Source organism: Streptomyces sp. NPDC000410 (assembly GCF_040300305.1).
Taxonomy (GTDB): Bacteria; Actinomycetota; Actinomycetes; order Streptomycetales; family Streptomycetaceae; genus Streptomyces.
Map to the genome: position 1 here is coordinate 165,560 of NZ_JBEPDM010000008.1, position 16,064 is coordinate 181,623.

The 16,064-nt window shown below is 70.7% G+C and carries 18 protein-coding genes; 4 read left to right on the forward strand and 14 right to left on the reverse strand.

The genetic code is table 11. The features are described 5' to 3' along the window. Positions 1-21: 21 nt before the first annotated feature. Entirely contained in the window at positions 22-426 is a 405-nt protein-coding gene (locus ABT342_RS13025; protein ID WP_351571404.1) for a hypothetical protein, read from the reverse strand. Beyond that, positions 426-1,568: a molybdopterin-dependent oxidoreductase gene (locus ABT342_RS13030; RefSeq protein WP_502965522.1), complete on the reverse strand. Its 1,143-nt coding sequence runs from the start codon at positions 1,566-1,568 to the stop codon at positions 426-428. Before ABT342_RS13030 ends, ABT342_RS13025 begins: the two co-directional genes overlap by 1 nt. A 114-nt stretch (positions 1,569-1,682) precedes the next feature. Between ABT342_RS13030 and ABT342_RS13035 the strand changes: the two genes are divergently transcribed. Then, positions 1,683-3,131, forward strand: a complete 1,449-nt coding sequence (locus ABT342_RS13035) for a glycosyltransferase 87 family protein (RefSeq protein WP_351571409.1) — start codon at positions 1,683-1,685, stop codon at positions 3,129-3,131. A gap of 90 nt (positions 3,132-3,221) precedes the next feature. Here the strand turns inward: ABT342_RS13035 and ABT342_RS13040 are convergent, their stop codons facing one another. The 3 genes from ABT342_RS13040 to ABT342_RS13050 form a co-directional block, all read right to left on the reverse strand. Further along, entirely contained in the window at positions 3,222-3,551 is a 330-nt protein-coding gene (locus ABT342_RS13040; RefSeq protein WP_351571412.1) for a TfoX/Sxy family protein, read from the reverse strand. A gap of 95 nt (positions 3,552-3,646) precedes the next feature. Beyond that, positions 3,647-4,150, reverse strand: coding sequence for a hypothetical protein (locus ABT342_RS13045; protein WP_351571590.1), 504 nt, complete (start codon positions 4,148-4,150; stop codon positions 3,647-3,649). Between the two features lie 5 nt (positions 4,151-4,155). After that, positions 4,156-5,439 carry a molybdopterin-dependent oxidoreductase gene (locus ABT342_RS13050; protein WP_502965526.1) on the reverse strand — a complete coding sequence of 428 codons (1,284 nt, stop codon included), beginning with the start codon at positions 5,437-5,439 and terminating at the stop codon, positions 4,156-4,158. Positions 5,440-5,858: 419 nt separating this feature from the next. Here ABT342_RS13050 and ABT342_RS13055 point away from each other — a divergent pair, with 419 nt between their 5' ends. Then, positions 5,859-6,857: a PP2C family protein-serine/threonine phosphatase gene (locus tag ABT342_RS13055; protein WP_351571596.1), complete on the forward strand. Its 999-nt coding sequence runs from the start codon at positions 5,859-5,861 to the stop codon at positions 6,855-6,857. Between the two features lie 34 nt (positions 6,858-6,891). Then, entirely contained in the window at positions 6,892-7,419 is a 528-nt protein-coding gene (locus tag ABT342_RS13060) for a MarR family winged helix-turn-helix transcriptional regulator (RefSeq protein ID WP_351571415.1), read from the forward strand. On the opposite strand, the gene ABT342_RS13065 is transcribed toward ABT342_RS13060, so the two are convergent. Further along, positions 7,341-8,036, reverse strand: coding sequence for a hypothetical protein (locus ABT342_RS13065; protein ID WP_351571418.1), 696 nt, complete (start codon positions 8,034-8,036; stop codon positions 7,341-7,343). The two genes, ABT342_RS13060 and ABT342_RS13065, sit on opposite strands and share 79 nt — an antisense overlap. A gap of 259 nt (positions 8,037-8,295) precedes the next feature. Between ABT342_RS13065 and ABT342_RS38220 the strand changes: the two genes are divergently transcribed. Beyond that, entirely contained in the window at positions 8,296-8,514 is a 219-nt protein-coding gene (locus tag ABT342_RS38220) for a hypothetical protein (protein ID WP_502965523.1), read from the forward strand. 6 nt (positions 8,515-8,520) lie between these two features. Here ABT342_RS38220 and ABT342_RS13075 read toward each other — a convergent pair whose 3' ends face one another. From ABT342_RS13075 to ABT342_RS13110, 8 genes are all read right to left on the reverse strand, one after another. After that, complete coding sequence (locus tag ABT342_RS13075; protein WP_351571420.1) at positions 8,521-8,784, reverse strand: hypothetical protein; 264 nt, start codon at positions 8,782-8,784, stop codon at positions 8,521-8,523. A 33-nt stretch (positions 8,785-8,817) separates the two neighbouring features. Next, entirely contained in the window at positions 8,818-9,270 is a 453-nt protein-coding gene (locus ABT342_RS13080) for a CBS domain-containing protein (RefSeq protein ID WP_351571422.1), read from the reverse strand. Further along, on the reverse strand, positions 9,257-10,504 hold the full coding sequence (locus tag ABT342_RS13085) for a cation:proton antiporter (protein ID WP_351571428.1): 1,248 nt from the start codon (positions 10,502-10,504) through the stop codon (positions 9,257-9,259). The genes ABT342_RS13080 and ABT342_RS13085 overlap by 14 nt, the downstream gene beginning before the upstream one ends. 200 nt (positions 10,505-10,704) lie before the next feature. Continuing rightward, positions 10,705-11,583 carry a hypothetical protein gene (locus ABT342_RS13090; protein ID WP_351571431.1) on the reverse strand — a complete coding sequence of 293 codons (879 nt, stop codon included), beginning with the start codon at positions 11,581-11,583 and terminating at the stop codon, positions 10,705-10,707. A 243-nt stretch (positions 11,584-11,826) separates the two neighbouring features. After that, complete coding sequence (locus tag ABT342_RS13095) at positions 11,827-12,132, reverse strand: hypothetical protein (RefSeq protein ID WP_351571434.1); 306 nt, start codon at positions 12,130-12,132, stop codon at positions 11,827-11,829. Positions 12,133-12,134: 2 nt separating this feature from the next. Continuing rightward, a complete protein-coding gene (locus ABT342_RS13100; protein WP_502965524.1) occupies positions 12,135-12,401 on the reverse strand; it encodes a hypothetical protein in 267 nt (88 codons plus the stop codon). After that, complete coding sequence (nhaA, locus tag ABT342_RS13105; protein ID WP_351571437.1) at positions 12,398-13,696, reverse strand: Na+/H+ antiporter NhaA; 1,299 nt, start codon at positions 13,694-13,696, stop codon at positions 12,398-12,400. Before nhaA ends, ABT342_RS13100 begins: the two co-directional genes overlap by 4 nt. A gap of 228 nt (positions 13,697-13,924) precedes the next feature. Then, positions 13,925-15,463 (reverse strand): alanine/glycine:cation symporter family protein, encoded by a 1,539-nt coding sequence (locus ABT342_RS13110; RefSeq protein WP_351571440.1) that lies wholly within the window; start codon positions 15,461-15,463, stop codon positions 13,925-13,927. Positions 15,464-16,064 lie beyond the last annotated feature (601 nt).

Here is a 16,064-nt window from a genome sequence, read left to right on the forward strand (position 1 = left end):
TCTCCATGGCCCTGCCGCGACTCAGCGCCGCCGAGCCGCCCTTCGCAGGCACACACGCACCCCGACGTACGCGACCGTGATCACGGCGACGGCCGCCATCGAGAGAAGCCAGTTCCGCGCGTAATCCAGCGGCAGAACCGTCGCGTTGGCCACACCTCCAGGGCGCAGGAGCGGCGGCAGGGCGATCACCGTGAGCGAGCCCGCGACGACCAGCGCGGCGCGCGGAACCCCACGCAGACGCAGACCCGCCGCCGCGGCGAGCGCGGCGATCGCGATCACCAGCGGTGCGATCAGCCCGTCGTGCGCGAGGACCCCACCCGCGAGCCACACGCCGACCCGCCACGGCTCGGGCTGCTCCAGCAGCAGGGCGCCGCCGAAGGCCATCAGGCCGATCCCGCAGCAGCCCACCGCGTACCGGACCACCATCACCGCACCTCCAGTCGGCCGACCCACTTGGTCTGGAGCACTCCGGGCCGGTTCGGGGCGATGATCCGCGCCGGATAGCCGTGGTCCAGGGACAGCACCTCGCCGTTCAGGCCCAACGCCAGCAGGGTGAGCGGGTCCTGGGCGTACGTACGGCCCATTTCCGTCACCCGGTACGCGCCCGCAGCCTCCATGGACACCACCCGGCACCGTGCCCCCGGGCCGCCTCCCGCCTTGTCCAGCAGGTCGCGCACCCGTACCCCCGTCCAGCGGGCGGACTTGCTCCACCCTTCCACGCACGCGATGGGCAGCGTCACCTCGTGCTGCGGCATCGCGCGCAGTTCCTCCAGAGTGAGGCTGTACGGGCGCGGCCCGGCGACGGTCAACCGCCAGTCGGTCAGCGACGCCTCGGTGACGCGTGCCGCGGCGGCCGTGCGGTTGACCGGCAGTCCCTGCGGCCCGTGGTCCGGACTGCGCGGGCCGAACAGCTCCAGCGGACCGAGCGCGGTGACGGACTGGCCGACGGTCGTCAGCGTGACGGCACCGACCCCTGCCCCGATGGCCGCCAGCAGCTGACGGCGGTCCGGTCCGTCGGCGGCGGGGAGGGCGAGGGTGCCGGGTGAGCGGCGGGTGAAGTGGTCACGGATCCGCGGCCATCGAACGGCGACGTGGAGCAGCAGCGCTCCCACCAGAAGCCAGCCGACGGCGTAGTGCACGGGCACGAAGGAGAACGGCCAGGGGTACCACTGGAAGGTGTTCAGCAGCCCCGTGAACAGCTCGAAGATCCCGGCGGCGACGAGTACGGCCACCGAGAGGCGCTCCAGCGCGTGCCGGACCGACCGGACCGGCGGCCATGCGAAGAGCCGGGGGTAGACCGCCCACAACTTGGCCAGCAGCAGCGGGATCGCGGCGATGCCCGAGGCCACGTGCAGCCCCTGGGTGAGGCGGTAGCCCCAGTACGGGCGGCTCGGCAGCCGGTCGGCGAGCCAGGCGGGCGGGTGCTGAAGGAAATGGCTGAGCACGCCGGTCGCGAAACAGACGACGACGGCGAGCCCGAGCCATCGGCCGATCACGGTCGCGGTACGGGCATCGTGCAGACGCCCCTTGAAGCTGATCGGCGGTCCAGGAGACGGGATGAGACGCATGACGCCCATGACACCCCCGGCAACGCCCCAGTGGGTGGTCGGAACACCTTACGAAACACGGACGCGCGGGGCGCCCGACCCCACTTCCGGATCCGTTCCTGGAACGCTGCGGACGTGAACCCGCGCACCGCCCTCGCCGCCACGGTCCTCGCCGCCCTCACCGCCGTCCTCGTGCTCACCATCCGGTACGACGGCTATCGCCCCGACCCCGCCGGACTGTTCTGGTGGTACGCGGCTTGCTGGCTGCTGTTCGCCGGCGCTCTGCTCGCGCTGCGCCGGGTTCCGGCCTCCCATGTCGTGCCCCTGCTCGTGGCCGGGGCGATCGCCGTGACGGTGACCGGGCTGGTGGCGCCGCCCCGGACCAGCACCGACTCGTACCGCTACGCCTGGGACGGCCGCGTGCAGTCGGCCGGCATCTCCCCGTACGACCACGCTCCGCAGGATCCGGAGCTGGTCCGGCTGCGTGACACGTGGCTCTTTCCGACGGGAGCGGCCTGCACCGGCCCGGACCGTGCCCGCATCCCCCATACCGGACCGGAGCCGCACTGCACCCGGCTCAACCGGCCCGCCGTGCACACCATCTACCCGCCCGTCGCCGAGGCGTACTTCCTGGCGGTCGACCAGCTCTCCCCGGAGGGGGCCCGGCACAAGCCGCTCCAGATCGGCTCCGGCCTGATCGCCCTGGGCGTGACCGGTGCGGTGCTGCTGATCCTGCGCCGCAGGGGCACGGATCCGCGGCGGGCCGCGTACTGGGCGTGGTGCCCGGCCGTGCCCATCGAGGCGGTCAACAACGCACACGTGGACGTCCTCGGGGCGCTGCTGGCCGTGACCGGCCTCGGGCTCGTCGCCTTCGTTCCGCATCGCCGGTCCGTCGGCGGACTGGTCCTCGGCGCCGCCGTCGCCACCAAACTCATGCCCGCCATCGTCCTGCCGGGCGCGCTGTCCGGTGTCCGCCGCGTCCGCGACGCCGGCGCCGTGCTGCTGCCCGCCGCCGCGTTCACCGCGCTCGCCTACCTGCCGTACGTCCTTGTCTCGCACGGCTCCGTCTTCGGCTACCTCGGCGGCTACGTGGAGGAGGAGGGCTACGACGACCCCTCGGCCAAAGCCCGGTACGCGCTGCTCCGCCTGGTCCTGCCCGACAGCTGGGCGCTGCCCGTGGTCCTCGCCCTCATGGCGTGCGTGTCCTTGTACGTGATGGGGCGCGGTGACCCGCGACGGCCGTGGAGCGGCGCGCTCCTGGTGACCGGCTGGGCGTTCCTCCTCCTCACGCCCGGCTACTCCTGGTACGCCCTGCTCCTGGTCGCCCTCGTCGCACTGGACGGACGCTGGGAATGGCTCGGCGTCGCCCTCGCGGGGCCGGCCGTCTACGTATTCGGTCGGGTCTTCGACCACCGGGAGCCGACGGCCGCGATCGCGTACGGCCTCGCGGCCCTCCTCGTCCTCACGGCCGCTGCCGTGCGGTGGCGCCGGGGAACCGAAACGCCTCAGCCCGAGGACGTCTCCATCCAGGCATCGGGGCCGGGGTCGCCGCCCTCGGCCCGGACCGCGAGCCGGCCGACGTAGTGGCGCCGGCCCGCGGAGTGCGCGGCGCATGCCTCCGGGGCGGGGAGTCCGCTGCGGACCGGACGCAGGCGACGTACCGGCGCTCCCCCGTTACTTGGGCGGCAGCGTGCTCGCAAAGCCCACGGCCAGGGCGCTCCAGCGGTCGAGGACCCGGTCCTCTGCGAGAGCGGGGCCTTCAACGGTCACCCAGCCGCGCATCGGTTTGCCGGTGAAGTCCATCGGGCGGGCCTCCGGGCGGGCCAGGACCTCCTCGGCCCGCTCGGGGCCCACCCGGGCGATCAGCTCGTCGCCGACCACGCCCACGGTCATGTTCCCGCCCAGCAGGAAGGCCAGGCCGCCCAGCATCCGCTTCTCGGTGAGGTCCGGCCGCTCGCCGAGACGCTCCCTGATCCGCTGGGCCAGCCCTTCGTCGTACGTCATGGAACCCGCAGTTCCGGACGACCTGACGACGCGCCCCGAGGGCGTGGCCGTCAGCAGGCCGCCACCGGCCGGGGCTCGAGCCGCCGGCCTCACCGTCACCGCACGGCTTCGCGTGCCCGTCGCTCGCGTCGTGCCGCTCGTCGTCGGGGAGCCGATTCATGCCGCCTGCGGACGACGAGAATCGCTGCCGAGGCGACGAAGAGCGCAGCCGTGATCAGCAGCCAGCGCTCCAGGAACCCGTCGGCCGGGAGCCCTGTGTACGCGGTGTAGTGGTCGACCCTGCCCAGGATCAGTGGCCACCAGACCAGCAACAGAAGCCCTGAGACGAAGACAGGAACACGCACGTAGTTGACGCTCACCCTCGGCGCCCTCTGCCCCGGGGTCTCCCGGAACAGGCGCTGCGCGGCCCGGTCCGTCACCACGTACAGGGGGAGCAGGACGAGGTCGTGGAGGAGCGCGGCCCCGACGAACCACAGGGCCACGCCCAGGCTGTCCCCTTGGAGCAGACGGGCACCGGCGTACGCGGCGAGGGCGAAGGAGGCCAGCACGAGGAGCAGGTGGAGCGGGGAGGCTCCGTAGCGGCTACGGAAGGCGGTCATGTGGCTCATGCCGGCTCTCCGAAGGTGATCCGGGTGACCCATTTGGTGTTGTGGACACCGGGCGCGCCCGGGACGATCACGCGGGCCGGGTAGCCGTGGTCCTGCGAGAGGACGGCTCCGTTGACGCGTACGGCCAGGAGTGAACGGTGGTCGCGCACCTGGTTGTCCCTCAGGACGACGGAGCTGAACGCCCCTCCCCGCTGTACCGATTCCACCAGGGCCCGCGGGGTGTCCGTCCCCCGCCCCACCAGTGCGGCCAGGTCGGTGAGCCGAACGCCGCTCCACAGCTGGTCGGGGGTCGACCAGCCCTCCACGCAGGCGATGGGCAACATCGATGCGTTCTGCTCCATGGTCAGGAGCTCGTCTCGGGTCAGGACGACCTGCCGGCCTCCGCTGCGTACGGTCAGCCGCCAGGCGGGGCCGATGTCGCTGGGCCGGACCCCCACGGATGCCGCGGTCTTGTTGATCTGGAAGCCGTTCGGTCCGGTGCCGGGGTCGCGGCCGTGCGGGGCGAGCAGCGCCGTCCGGCGCCACCAGCCGCCCACGCTCTGCCCGGCCGTCACCACGAACAGCGCCAGGGACCCCAGTCCGACCATGCCCAGGGCGCCCCGCCGTGAGATGGTCGGCGGCGCGGGCCGGGGCGACGCAAGGCCGGCCGCCTCCTCCGTGCCGGCTTCCGGGAGCTCGCGTCCGTACCTCACCGCGCGCAGGGCACGCGGCAGCCGGAAGACGACGTGCACGACGAAGGCACCGATGAACACCCACGCCCCGTAGAAGTGCAGGACGTAGAAGGAGCCCGGGAAGATGTAGTGCAGCTGCACGTTGAGGATGCCCGTGGCGAATTCGAAGATCGCGCCGCCCACCAGCAGGAGCAGGGACAGGCGCTCGATGGCGTGGCCGACCGAGCGCACGGGCGGCCACTGGAACAGCTTGGGGATGACCGACCACAACTTCGCCAGCAGCACCGGCACGAGGACGACGCCCAGGACCACGTGCACGCCCTGGTTCACCCGGTAGAGCCAGTACGGCGAGGTCGGCCAGGAGAACAGGTAGAAGCCGAGCCACCCCTTGTCCGGCGTCTGGTCGTTGACCGGCGACAGATCGGGGTTGTACGCGGCGTACGACACCAGGCCCGTCACGAACAGCAGCGTGATGCCGACCAGCAGGACCAGCCCGAGCACAGCCGTCAGCCACAGCCCCCGCAGCGGGCTGCGCCAGAACTCCGGACGCGCCGGCCCCGGAGGCCCCGAAACGACGGCGGAACCCACGGCGGTCCGCAAGCGCCTCAGAGGAGCGGGACGCTCTGGGGACTCCGACGGCGCCCGGGGTGTCGGCTCGGGGTGACTCCGCCTGCCGTCGCTCGCCGCCACCGGGACACCTCCGCACACTCGCCAGTCGCCGGGACGAACATCCCGCACCGGAGGCCGGGCCGGGTCCATGACACGCCCACCCGAGCCCCCTTGCCCTCCCATGGGCGGGCACACATCTGGTTCCGTCGACGTGGGAATCGATTCGGTAACCCCTGTGCGAAGGCAGCCAGACGCACACAGGATCGTTGCATAGGCTAAAGGAAGCCAGGCACCCCCGCCGGATGCCGCAGGGACGGTGTCGGCACGCAGCGGGGGTGCCACCACCGGATCCACCGGGGAGAACCTTGACCGACCAGCCGACCGGAACACGTGCCCTCTCCCTCCTTCCCCACCTCGTCATGGCGGTCACCGCGATCGCCGACATCGCCGCCGGGCCGACCGTCGGGCTGTTGCCGCTGGTGGCGCTGGGGCCCGCGTTCGCCGGGCTCACCGGCGGGCCGCGCCGTACCGCCCTGATCGGAGGGCTGGCCCTGGTCCTGTGTCTTGCGCTCGGCTGGTACGACGGCCTGTTTCCCGGGCGGCGCGGGACTACGGCGCTGGTCTCGGTGGCCGGGGTCACCGCCGCCGGTCTGGTCGCGGCGGTGATGCGGCGTCGCCGCGAGGCCGAGCTGGCGAGTGTCCGCTCGATCGCCGAGGTGGCGCAGCGGGTTCTGCTCCGGCCTGTGCCCCGCACCGCCGGCGGGTTGAGTGCCGCCGTCTCGTACACGGCCGCCGTGGCCGAAGCCCGTATCGGCGGGGACCTCTACGAGGTGGTGACCTCTCCCGGTGGCGTACGGGTCATCGTCGGCGACGTCCAGGGCAAGGGACTCGACGCCGTGGAGACGGCTGCCGATGTGCTCGGTGCCTTCCGGGAGGCCGCTCACGACGAGCCCGACCTCACGGGCGTCAGCACACGGCTGGAGAGGGCCATGAACCGAGCGCTGCGCGGGGAGCGGTTCGTCACGGCGGTGATCGCCGAGATCCGGGAGGACCGGACCGTGGCCCTGCTCAACTACGGTCATCCGTCCCCGCTGATGATCCACGCCGACGGCACGGCGCGCTTTCTCGCACCGAAGACACGAGCGATGCCGCTCGGACTCGGCATACATGGAGCGCAGTCACCCGAGACGCTGAGTACCGCGTTCCACCCCGGCGACCAGCTCCTGCTCTACACGGACGGCGTCACCGAAGCCCGGGACGGCCGGGGAGAGTTCTATCCCCTCGACTCCCGGCTCCACCTGCTGAACGCCGACAGCCCCGAACTCGCCCTCGACGCCCTGCACAGCGACATCGTCGCGCACGCCGGCGGGCCACTCGGGGACGACGCGGCCATGCTGCTGCTGCGCTACCGCGCGTGACGACTGCCTTCCGGCGCACGGTACAAAGGTTCATATGGGAGAGCACGAGGAGAGCGAGCCGGTCCAGGACGACATCGAAGCCGTGACGCGTGCCGTGCTGACGGCCTCGCGGCTGCTCGTCGCGGTCTCGGCCCGGTCGCTGGCGACGGTCGAGGAGAGCATCACGCTGCCGCAGTTCCGGATGCTCGTGGTGCTGTCCACCCGCGGTCCGTCGAAGCTGGTGGCCTTGGCCGACCACCTCGGCGTACAGCCGTCCACCGCCATGCGGATGGTGGACCGTCTGATCGCCTCCGGCCTGATGGACCGTCGGACGAACCCGGCCAACCGCCGCGAGACCGTCCTGCGCCTCACCGAGGAGGGGAGCCGTGTCGTCCAGGACGTGACCTCCCGGCGGCGTACGGAGATCACGGCCATCCTCCGTCGCCTCGACCCGGCTCGGCGCACCGCCCTCGTGGAGGCTCTCGACGCCTTCAACTCCGCTGGTCAGGAACCGGCCTTCGGCGACGGTGACCTGGGCTCGCATCCTCTCGGCTGGTCCGACTGGGCGGACGGCGGTACGTAGTACGACCGCACGACGGCGACGAAACAGGCCACGGCGAACGCCAGAAGCAGCATGGCCGTCCTGACGAGACTCCACAGCAGTGCGCCGGGCCCTTCGACACCGCGCGGAGGCACTCTTCCCGCCGGGTCGTAGACCATGCCGATCAGGTCCCCCGGCAGCACGGAGGGACCGCATCCCCTCCACAGCCTCGCCCCGACGGGAGAGCCGTCCTGGTGGCGGACGGAGCAGTAGTACGCGGGACTGCCCGCGGGCTCGTACGCGACCACCGTCACGACCACGTCCTGGGTGCGCCCCGCCCCGGTCAACACGGCCTCCGTGGCTACCCCGGAGACGCCGGGTGAGAGCAGGATCCCGAGTAGCGCGGTCCCTGCCACCAGCAGATGCCCCGCCTGGGTGATCAGGAGGTAGAGCGCGACGGCTGCCACGGCCACCGCGACAGCGGCCACCGCGTGGGCGGGTGACATGCCGGCGAGGACGGCCACGGCGCCGGAACCGGCGACCAGTGCGGTACTCGTGGCAGCGACCACGAGGCCCTCGGCCACCAACCACAGCGGGGGACTGCCCTCGTACGCGGCGGAGCCGAGGAGCCTGTCGCTCAGTCGTGCCCACGCCCTCACATTTAGACTATGCAATGGTTCGGCCTCATCGAGTAACACTCACCCACCAGCTGTTATCGAACCGAAGCCGCCCGGTATCCGTAGCCGTGCCAGGAGAGCCGCCGTATGCCTTCCACACCGCGGCGCCCCCGTCCTCCCTCCGGCTGGAGACGCCGCCTCCTCCGGCTCCCGATCCGCCTCTTCCGCGGCGGTTTCGGCCGACCGTTCCGGATTCGGCCCGGATGCCCAGTGGTACCGGAACCTCCGCCACACGCCCCAGGTGACGATCCAGTCCGGTCGCCATTACCAGGTGGTCACCGCGCGGTTCCCCTCCCCGAAGGGAGGCGGGCGGATCATGGCCGAGTACGCCCGCCGGCACCCACGGGCCGCACGCGCCCTCTGCCACTGCATGGGCTTCACGGTCGACGGCGGCAAGGCCGCCTACCGCGCGGCGGGTGAGCGGATCCCGTTCGTCCGGCTGGAGGCAGCGGACCGCTGACGCGCTTCACGGCTGCGCGGAGGGCGCAGAGCTCGGCTGCTGGGGACGAGGCGAGAAGGTCCACGACTCGTCGTACGCGGGCGGGCTCCAGGTGGGGGTGGAGGGGGGAGCGAAAGGCCCCGCGCGGTTCTCCATCATCACCATCATCACGATGACCAAGGCCACGCTGGCGAAGATCAGGAAGAGACCGATGGGGTTGTTCGGGTTGTAGTAGTAGCGGTTCGTCCCCCATGCGCTCTTCTTGAATACGGGCTCGTCGTCGTTGTTCACAAGCAGCTCCTAGCTGGTCGGGTGCCGAGGTCGTCAGCGGAAATGCGCGAGCACCGTGGCGGCGGTGACCGCCCCCAGCAGGTGCGGGCGGTCGGCGCCGTCGTACTCGACGACCGCGACGACGGGACTGCCGGTACGGGCCATGACGGCGGACATCCGCAGCGGCGAGGCATGGGGGCCGACGAGCGCGAGGGCGGGCCGGCGCCGGGGCAGCACGTCGGCGACCGTCAACGTGGCCATGCTCGCTCGTACCTCACCATCGAGGCGGTCGCCCACGACGCTGGCGCGCAGATGGTCGTCGCGCACCGCGTCGGGCAGGGTTCCGGCCAGGATGTGATGGCCCTCCAGGATCGCGAAGGGGTGCCCCTCCCAGGTCACCACCACGATCCCGGCCGCGCCCTCGTCGGCCAGCAGCTCGACGGCACGCAGGACCGACTCGTCGGCCGACAGGGAGGCACACCGCCGGGCAAGGTCACGTGCGCGCATGGGTACCCGCTTCCACGTCGGCGGCCTCCGAGCGAGCCTCCGTCCGCTCTCCGCCGGCCTCGACGAGGTCGTCGACGTGGAAGAGACGGGCGATCGGGACGTCCGTGCTGCTGTGGGCGATGATCGAGAAGGCGATGCAGACGGCGATGAGCGTGTACGCCTCCTGTCCCTGCGGGATGCCGGCCTGGAGGACCAGCAGGCCGTAGACGACCGAGGCGAAGCCCTTCGGGCCGAACCAGGCCGCGACCAGCTTCTCCCTGCGGTCGATCCGCGTCCCCCAGAGAGACAGCAGCAGCGACCCGGGCCGGATCAGTACGATCGCGAGGATCACCGCCACGTACCCGCCGAAGGAGAGGTCGCCGAACAGCTGCGGGGTCAGCAGCGCGCCGAACACCAGCAGGGCGGCGAACTTGGCGAGCTCAGCCAGCGACTCGCCCAGGGGCTCGAACGCCTTGTGGGACTCCGGCGAGACGGCCGCGAGGACCGCGCCCGCGGAGAAGGCGGCGAGGTAGGGGTTGGCGTGGGTGAGGTGGCAGGCGGCGTACAGGATGACGCCGGTGGCCAGCGGCAACAACGGCTGCAGCTTGGGCTCTGCGCCGAGGAACCTCACCCGGGTGAGCAGCGTGACGAGCAGCGGCAGAGCCACGCCGAAGGCGAGACCGAGCCCCAGCTCCAGGCCGATCTTCCCGAAGGACGCTGCGGCGTGGGGTGAGGCCGGGCCGGCGGCGGCGATGAGGATCAGGACGACGGGGAGGGCGAGCCCGTCGTTGATGCCGCTCTCCACGTTGAGGAGTTCACGCAGCCGGGCGGGAACCTCCTTGCGACCCACGATCGCCGAGGCGAACACCGGGTCGGTCGGCGCGAGAACGGCTCCGACCAGGAAGGACGTCGTCCAGTCCAGACCCACCAGGTAGTGGGTGATCAGGGCCGTCCCCACGCACGCGAGTGGCATCCCCAAGCCCAGGGCCCGTACCGGATTGCGCCAGTTGGCGCGCAACTTGGCGAACGAGACATGCATCCCGTCCGTGAACAGCACCGCGAACAGGGCCAGATCGGCGGTGACCGACACGATCTCGCTCTCGGGCGTGATGTGGATCAGACCGAGGAAACCGTCACTGACCAGTGCCCCGCCGACGAGGAAGAGCAGCGAGGTGGACAGGACGGTGCGGGCGGCGAGCCCGGACAGCAGGACCGCGACGAGCAGCGCGGCTCCGAAGACGGCAACGAGCACCATGGCAGAAGTCCCCTGTCGGCAGGTGAGAACAGAGACGTCTCCTCTGTTCGCCGACCAGGCTTCCCGGCACACCGGTACCGACCTTATGCGTTCCATACGCATCTTTGACAGGCCCTTGACACGCAACGAGAACGGGGCGGACTTGCCGGTGCTCGGCAAGTCCGCCCTCGCCTACCCGGCAGCCGACGGCGGATCTGTACTCACCGCGGGCAGCCGTGCCTTTCGGCGGAGGCGGCAGCGAAACGCTCCAGCAACCGCTGCGGGTCGCCGACAGCTCCCCGCTCCGCCGGCTCAGCGTCGCCCGACGCCCCGGACGGCCTGAAGTGAACGAGCTTGTAGTACGCCGTCTCCATGGCCCCACGGCACGTGTGCGGACGCATCAGCGCGCCCTTCACGCTGCCCGGGTACCGGGTGTCCAGATAGATCTCCTGCTTGGCCGACGCCCCGTAGTACGCGGTCAGTCGGTAGCGGCCTCCCCCAGCCGTCTCCACCGAGCACGACTCGGTCAGCGCACGCCCGGCCGGCTTCTCCGTGACCGTGGTGACACCGGCCCCTCTCGCGGCACGGGCGTCCACCACGCCTCGGCACGTACCGGAAGCCGAGGCAGGGTTCCGCTTCCGCCAGTCGGTCCGGTCGACCCGCGGGGGTCGCTCGCCCAGGGTGCCCTGGCAACCGAAGTGCTTCGCCGCGAGGCGGGCACTCTCGGTCGCGAAGCGCGCCACCTGGATCACCTGCCGCTCGGACAGGTCCTCGACATCCTCACCGGACTCGGTCAGAACGAGAAGCCCCTTGCCCGGAATCGAGTCGCAGTCCACGAGCACGGCGGCCTGCGGGTTCGGGCGTATGAGGAAGGAGCCGTTCCAGCCGTGACCGAGCGGGGTCGCCGACTCTTCCTCGGCCGCTCCGCTGGTCCGGTGGGCCGCCACCGGCCGGATCTGCAGGCGCAGGACCGGACCACTCGCGTCCGAACGCGCCCACACGGAGCACCGCTCGACATCGTGCCCGACCCATTCGGAGGTGTGGCCACGGGCCTTGAGGTCGGCACCTGAGAAGAAGGCGCGAGCCTCGTCCGTCGCCATCAACCCACGGCAGGCACCCTCCAGATCGTCCCCTGAAGCCTCATCCGCTCCGCCCGCCACACGGAACAGAACTCCACCCGCGAGTACCATGAGCAGCACTCCGATAACAGCTTTCGCGCGTGTGCTGATGATCTTTTCTACCCCCGTCTGATCGTTGTGCGGCCGGCGAACCTCGTCGGTCGCAGGTTCCCGCCCTGTCGCCCGTGTGCGGCAGCGCCTGTTGCTCCCGAGACGATTACGGCCTCAGCGCGATGCCTCACGGCGGTCTGTCACCGACGCCCACAGCACCAGGACCGTCGCGGCGAGTATCAGGAGCGGGCCGGCCGCGATCCGCAGCGGGACGAGTTCGTCTCCCGGCACTCCGGCGAGGCTCAGTACCGCCGGGGTCAGGGAGCCCGCGTAGAGGGTGAATGCGGCGATGCCGCGTGCCCTGGTGACGCGCGCACCGCAATCGCGCGCCCAGCGCGGGGCCCATCCGCGCAGGGAGGCGATCCCGATGGGCACAAGGCCGGCCGTGCACAGCACGATCCACACGACCTGAAGCATCATCGTCACCTTCCGCCGCTGATCCGAGTGGCCAGGAGACCGGCGAGGACGGCCCATGGGACGGCTGCCGGTCCGGAATACGCCCAGCCCACCGCGCCGAGGACCACGGCTGTGGCCGCGGCGGTGGCCAGGACCCGCCGTTGCCGGAGGGCGGACCACTCTCGCCGCGCGCTCCCTGGTTCGCGCATCTCACGTACGGCGGTGCGAATGATCAGGAGGGCGACCACGACAGCCGTGCCGAGGAGCGCGGGTCCCGCGTCCTCCATGGTCACCGGCCGCCGCCCGCCGGCCCCGTCTGGTAGATGTCGGGGATGCCGTCCGCGTCCTCGTCGCGCTCTTCGTCCTCCCACAGCCGCCGGTAGAGGCGGTTGCGGCGGCGCAGCAGCACGGCGGCGAGGACGGCGGCCGTGAGGGAGCCGATCAGGACGGCGGCCTTGACGTGCTCGGCCTCGGCACCGTTCGGGAAGGCCAGTTCGCCGATGAGGAGGGCGACGGTGAAGCCGATGCCGGCCAGCGTGGCGAGTCCGAACACGTCGGCCCAGGCGAGGTCGGGGTTGAGCTGGGCGCGGGTGAAGCGGGCTGCGAGGTAGGTGCCGAGGAAGATGCCGAGGATCTTGCCCGCGACCAGGCCGAGGAAGACCCCGAGGGGTTCCGGGTCGGTGAAGACGTGCGCGAGCGCGGCGCCCGAGATGCCGACGCCTGCGGCGAAGAGGGCGAAGAGGGGGACGGCCACGCCCGCGGAGAAGGGGTGGACGAGGTGGGAGACGCGGGCGCCCGGGGACGCGGCTTCGCCCTTGTCGCGGGTGGTGCGCAGGATGAGGCCCATGGCGACGCCGGCGACGGTGGCATGGACGCCGGAGTTGTACATCAGCGCCCAGATGGTGACGCCGAGCGGGACGTACCACCACCAGCCGCGCACCCGGAAGCGCTGGAGCGCGTAGAAGAGGATCAGGCCTGCGAAAGCCCCTCCGAGCGCCCAGAAGTTGAGGTCGCTGGTGAAGAAGATCGCGATGATGAGGATGGCGCCGAGGTCGTCGACGACGGCGAGGGTGAGCAGGAACGCCCGCAGGGCCGAAGGCAGATGGGTGCTGATGACAGCCAGGACGGCGAGCGCGAAGGCGATGTCGGTGGCCATGGGGACGGCCCAGCCGTCGATGCTTCCGCCGCCCGACGCGGCGACGAGGGTGTAGACGGCCGCCGGTACCGCCATGCCGCACAGGGCCGCGATCACGGGCAGGGCCGCCGTGGCGGGGGTGCGCAGTTCACCGACGACGAGCTCACGCTTCAGCTCGATGCCCGCGACGAGGAAGAAGACCGCGAGGAGGCCGTCGGCGGTCCAGTGGGCGACCGACAGGTCCAGACCCAGTGCGGGGATACCGAAGTGGAAGTCCCGTACGGACTCGTACGCTTCGCTCCACGGGCTGTTCGCCCAGACGAGGGCGACGACGGCCGCCGCGAGGAGGACCAGACCGCCGACCGTCTCCGTCCGAAGGGCCTCGGCGATGGCCTGACGTTCGGGCCAGGGCAGGAGTCCGAAGACCACTTTGCGGGGACGTGACTGCGTCATGGGGCGGACCTCCGGGAATGTCGACAAACGGGCACACGGGCCCTCGGACGCCGACCAGACTTCCCGGCACACCAGCGTCATCTCTTGACGCGTTGTTTACACCCTATCGGGCGCGCGGGAGCCTCACCAGGCGTCTCTCACCTGCTGGAACAAGGGTGAAGGGCCCTGTCCCCACCAAGGCGCGAGGTGAGCACAGGGCCCTTCGGGAGCCGGGCCGCCGGGGGGCGGTCAGACGGTGGTCTTCACCGGCTCCTGGTCAGTGTCGTCGTCGGCGTCGAGGCCGGCGTCGCGCTTCTTGGCGAAGGCGAGGAAGGAGTTCAACTCCCGCTTGACGACCGGGGCGAGGAGGTAGAGGCCGATGATGTTGATGACGGCGAGCATGAACAGCACCGCGTCGGCCATGTCGATCAGGGTCTGCAGGGTCAGCAGCGAGCCGGCCACCGCGAACAGGGTGTAGAAGACCTTGAAGGTCACCTCGCTGGCCTTGCTGCGGCCGAAGAGGTAGGTCCACGCCTTCATGCAGTAGTAGCCCCAGGTCAGCACCGTGGAGATGGCGAACAGCATGACCGCGAGGGTCAGGATGTACGGGAACCAGGGCAGGACCGTGGCGAAGGCGTCGGAGGTGATCGTGACGCCGCCGATGGAGTCACCGCCCTGACGGACCTCGACATAGCTGGCCGGGTTGGCGATGACGATGGTCAGCGCGGTCATGGTGCAGATGACGACCGTGTCGATGAACGGCTCGAGCAGGGCGACCAGGCCCTCGCTCGCGGGGTGCTTGGTCTTCACCGCGGAGTGGGCGATCGGGGCGGAGCCGAGACCGGCCTCGTTGGAGAACGCGGCCCGCTTGAAGCCGATGATCAGCGCGCCGAGGACACCGCCCGCGACGCCCTGGGGGTTGAAGGCGCCCTCGATGATCGTGGCGATCGCGGCGGGGACGGCGGTGACGTGGACGGCGATGACGACGAGGCAGGCGGCGATGTAGATGCCGGCCATCGCCGGGACGAGCTTGCTGGTGACGGAGGCGATCGAACGGATGCCGCCGAGGAGCACGATGCCGACCAGGGCCGCGATCAGGATGCCGAAGAAGAGCGCGCCCGCAGAGCCGCCCATCAGGCCGTTCTCACCGCCGGTGACCGAGACGAGCTGGGCGTAGGACTGGTTGACCTGGAAGAGGTTGCCGCCGAACAGGCCGAAGAACAGCACGAAGAACGAGGCGAGGACAGCGAGGACCTTGCCGAGGGTCTTGCCGTTCTTGCCGAAGCGCTCGGCCAGGCCCTTGGGCAGGTAGTGCATCGGGCCGCCGGAGACGGTGCCGTCGGCGTGCACCTCGCGGTACTTCACACCGAGGGTGACCTCGACGAACTTCGTCGCCATACCCAGCAGACCGCACAGGATCATCCAGAACGTGGCGCCCGGGCCGCCGATGGAGACCGCGACGGCCACACCGGCGATGTTTCCGAGGCCCACGGTGCCGGAGACGGCGGCGGTCAGCGCCTGGAAGTGGTTGACCTCACCGGCCGACCCCTTCTCGTCGTACTTGCCCCGCACCACGTTCACGGCGAGCTTGAACTTGCGCAGCTGGATGAAGCCGAACCAGCCGGTGAAGACCAGACCCGCGACGACGAGCCAGGCCACGATGAGGGGAAGCTCCGTACCCCCGACGGGGACTGAGTAGAAGACGACGTCTCCCAGCCACTTGGCTATGGGTTCGAAGAATCCGCTGACAGCCTTGTCGACGGACTGGGTGAAGGAATCGAGTGACACGGTGGGGACCTCAGTAACGCAGGACCGGCGCATGGGAGGCTGCGCCAGTAGGTGTGCGGTGTGTGAGCGAACGCCGTTGTCCGATCGGCGAGCAGAGGAGTCACGTCCGTGGACTCGGAGCGTGATCACCTCGAGCAGTGCTGCCGGTGCGTGCCGGCACTGCGCAGGAGCGGCGAGGGGCTGTGCCACCTGCGAAGTTGCGCATTCCTACCACGCCATCCGCCACACGGTGCGTGACGCATGTCACATAACGTACAGTGATCTTCGAAAATCCCAGCAAGCGTGACGCGACCGTTATCCGGACACAGTGTCCGTTCACAGTGCACTCATCTCCGCAGGTCAGGAGCATGAGTACATGACACCCCTGTTCACTGGGGATGCCGCAGACAGTCGTCCACGGCTCGCCGGGAACGGCGCGTGAGCCTGGACCGGCGTGGAAGTGACGCACCGCAACTGCGACAGACACCCCGCCTGGCCGCAGACGGTTCCATCGGGTGGTGTGCTCGATCGGCAGGTGGGGTCCATGACCAGCACGGCCGGCGTGTCCGGTGCCGGAACCCAGGATTGCGACGTGATCGTCGTCGGCGCTCGGTGTGCGGGT

Bases quoted from the DNA above. Each gene is read 5' to 3' on its own strand.
- ABT342_RS13045 (WP_351571590.1), bottom strand. From the start codon at position 4,150: ATGACCGCCTTCCGTAGCCGCTACGGAGCCTCCCCGCTCCACCTGCTC.
- ABT342_RS13030 (WP_502965522.1), bottom strand. From the start codon at position 1,568: ATGCGTCTCATCCCGTCTCCTGGACCGCCGATCAGCTTCAAGGGGCGT.
- ABT342_RS13090 (WP_351571431.1), bottom strand. From the start codon at position 11,583: ATGGCGACGGACGAGGCTCGCGCCTTCTTCTCAGGTGCCGACCTCAAG.
- ABT342_RS13095 (WP_351571434.1), bottom strand. From the start codon at position 12,132: ATGATGCTTCAGGTCGTGTGGATCGTGCTGTGCACGGCCGGCCTTGTG.
- ABT342_RS13040 (WP_351571412.1), bottom strand. From the start codon at position 3,551: ATGACGTACGACGAAGGGCTGGCCCAGCGGATCAGGGAGCGTCTCGGC.
- ABT342_RS13025 (WP_351571404.1), bottom strand. From the start codon at position 426: ATGGTGGTCCGGTACGCGGTGGGCTGCTGCGGGATCGGCCTGATGGCC.
- ABT342_RS13085 (WP_351571428.1), bottom strand. From the start codon at position 10,504: ATGGTGCTCGTTGCCGTCTTCGGAGCCGCGCTGCTCGTCGCGGTCCTG.
- ABT342_RS13080 (WP_351571422.1), bottom strand. From the start codon at position 9,270: ATGCGCGCACGTGACCTTGCCCGGCGGTGTGCCTCCCTGTCGGCCGAC.
- ABT342_RS13055 (WP_351571596.1), top strand. From the start codon at position 5,859: ATGGCGGTCACCGCGATCGCCGACATCGCCGCCGGGCCGACCGTCGGG.
- nhaA (WP_351571437.1), bottom strand. From the start codon at position 13,696: ATGACGCAGTCACGTCCCCGCAAAGTGGTCTTCGGACTCCTGCCCTGG.
- ABT342_RS13060 (WP_351571415.1), top strand. From the start codon at position 6,892: ATGGGAGAGCACGAGGAGAGCGAGCCGGTCCAGGACGACATCGAAGCC.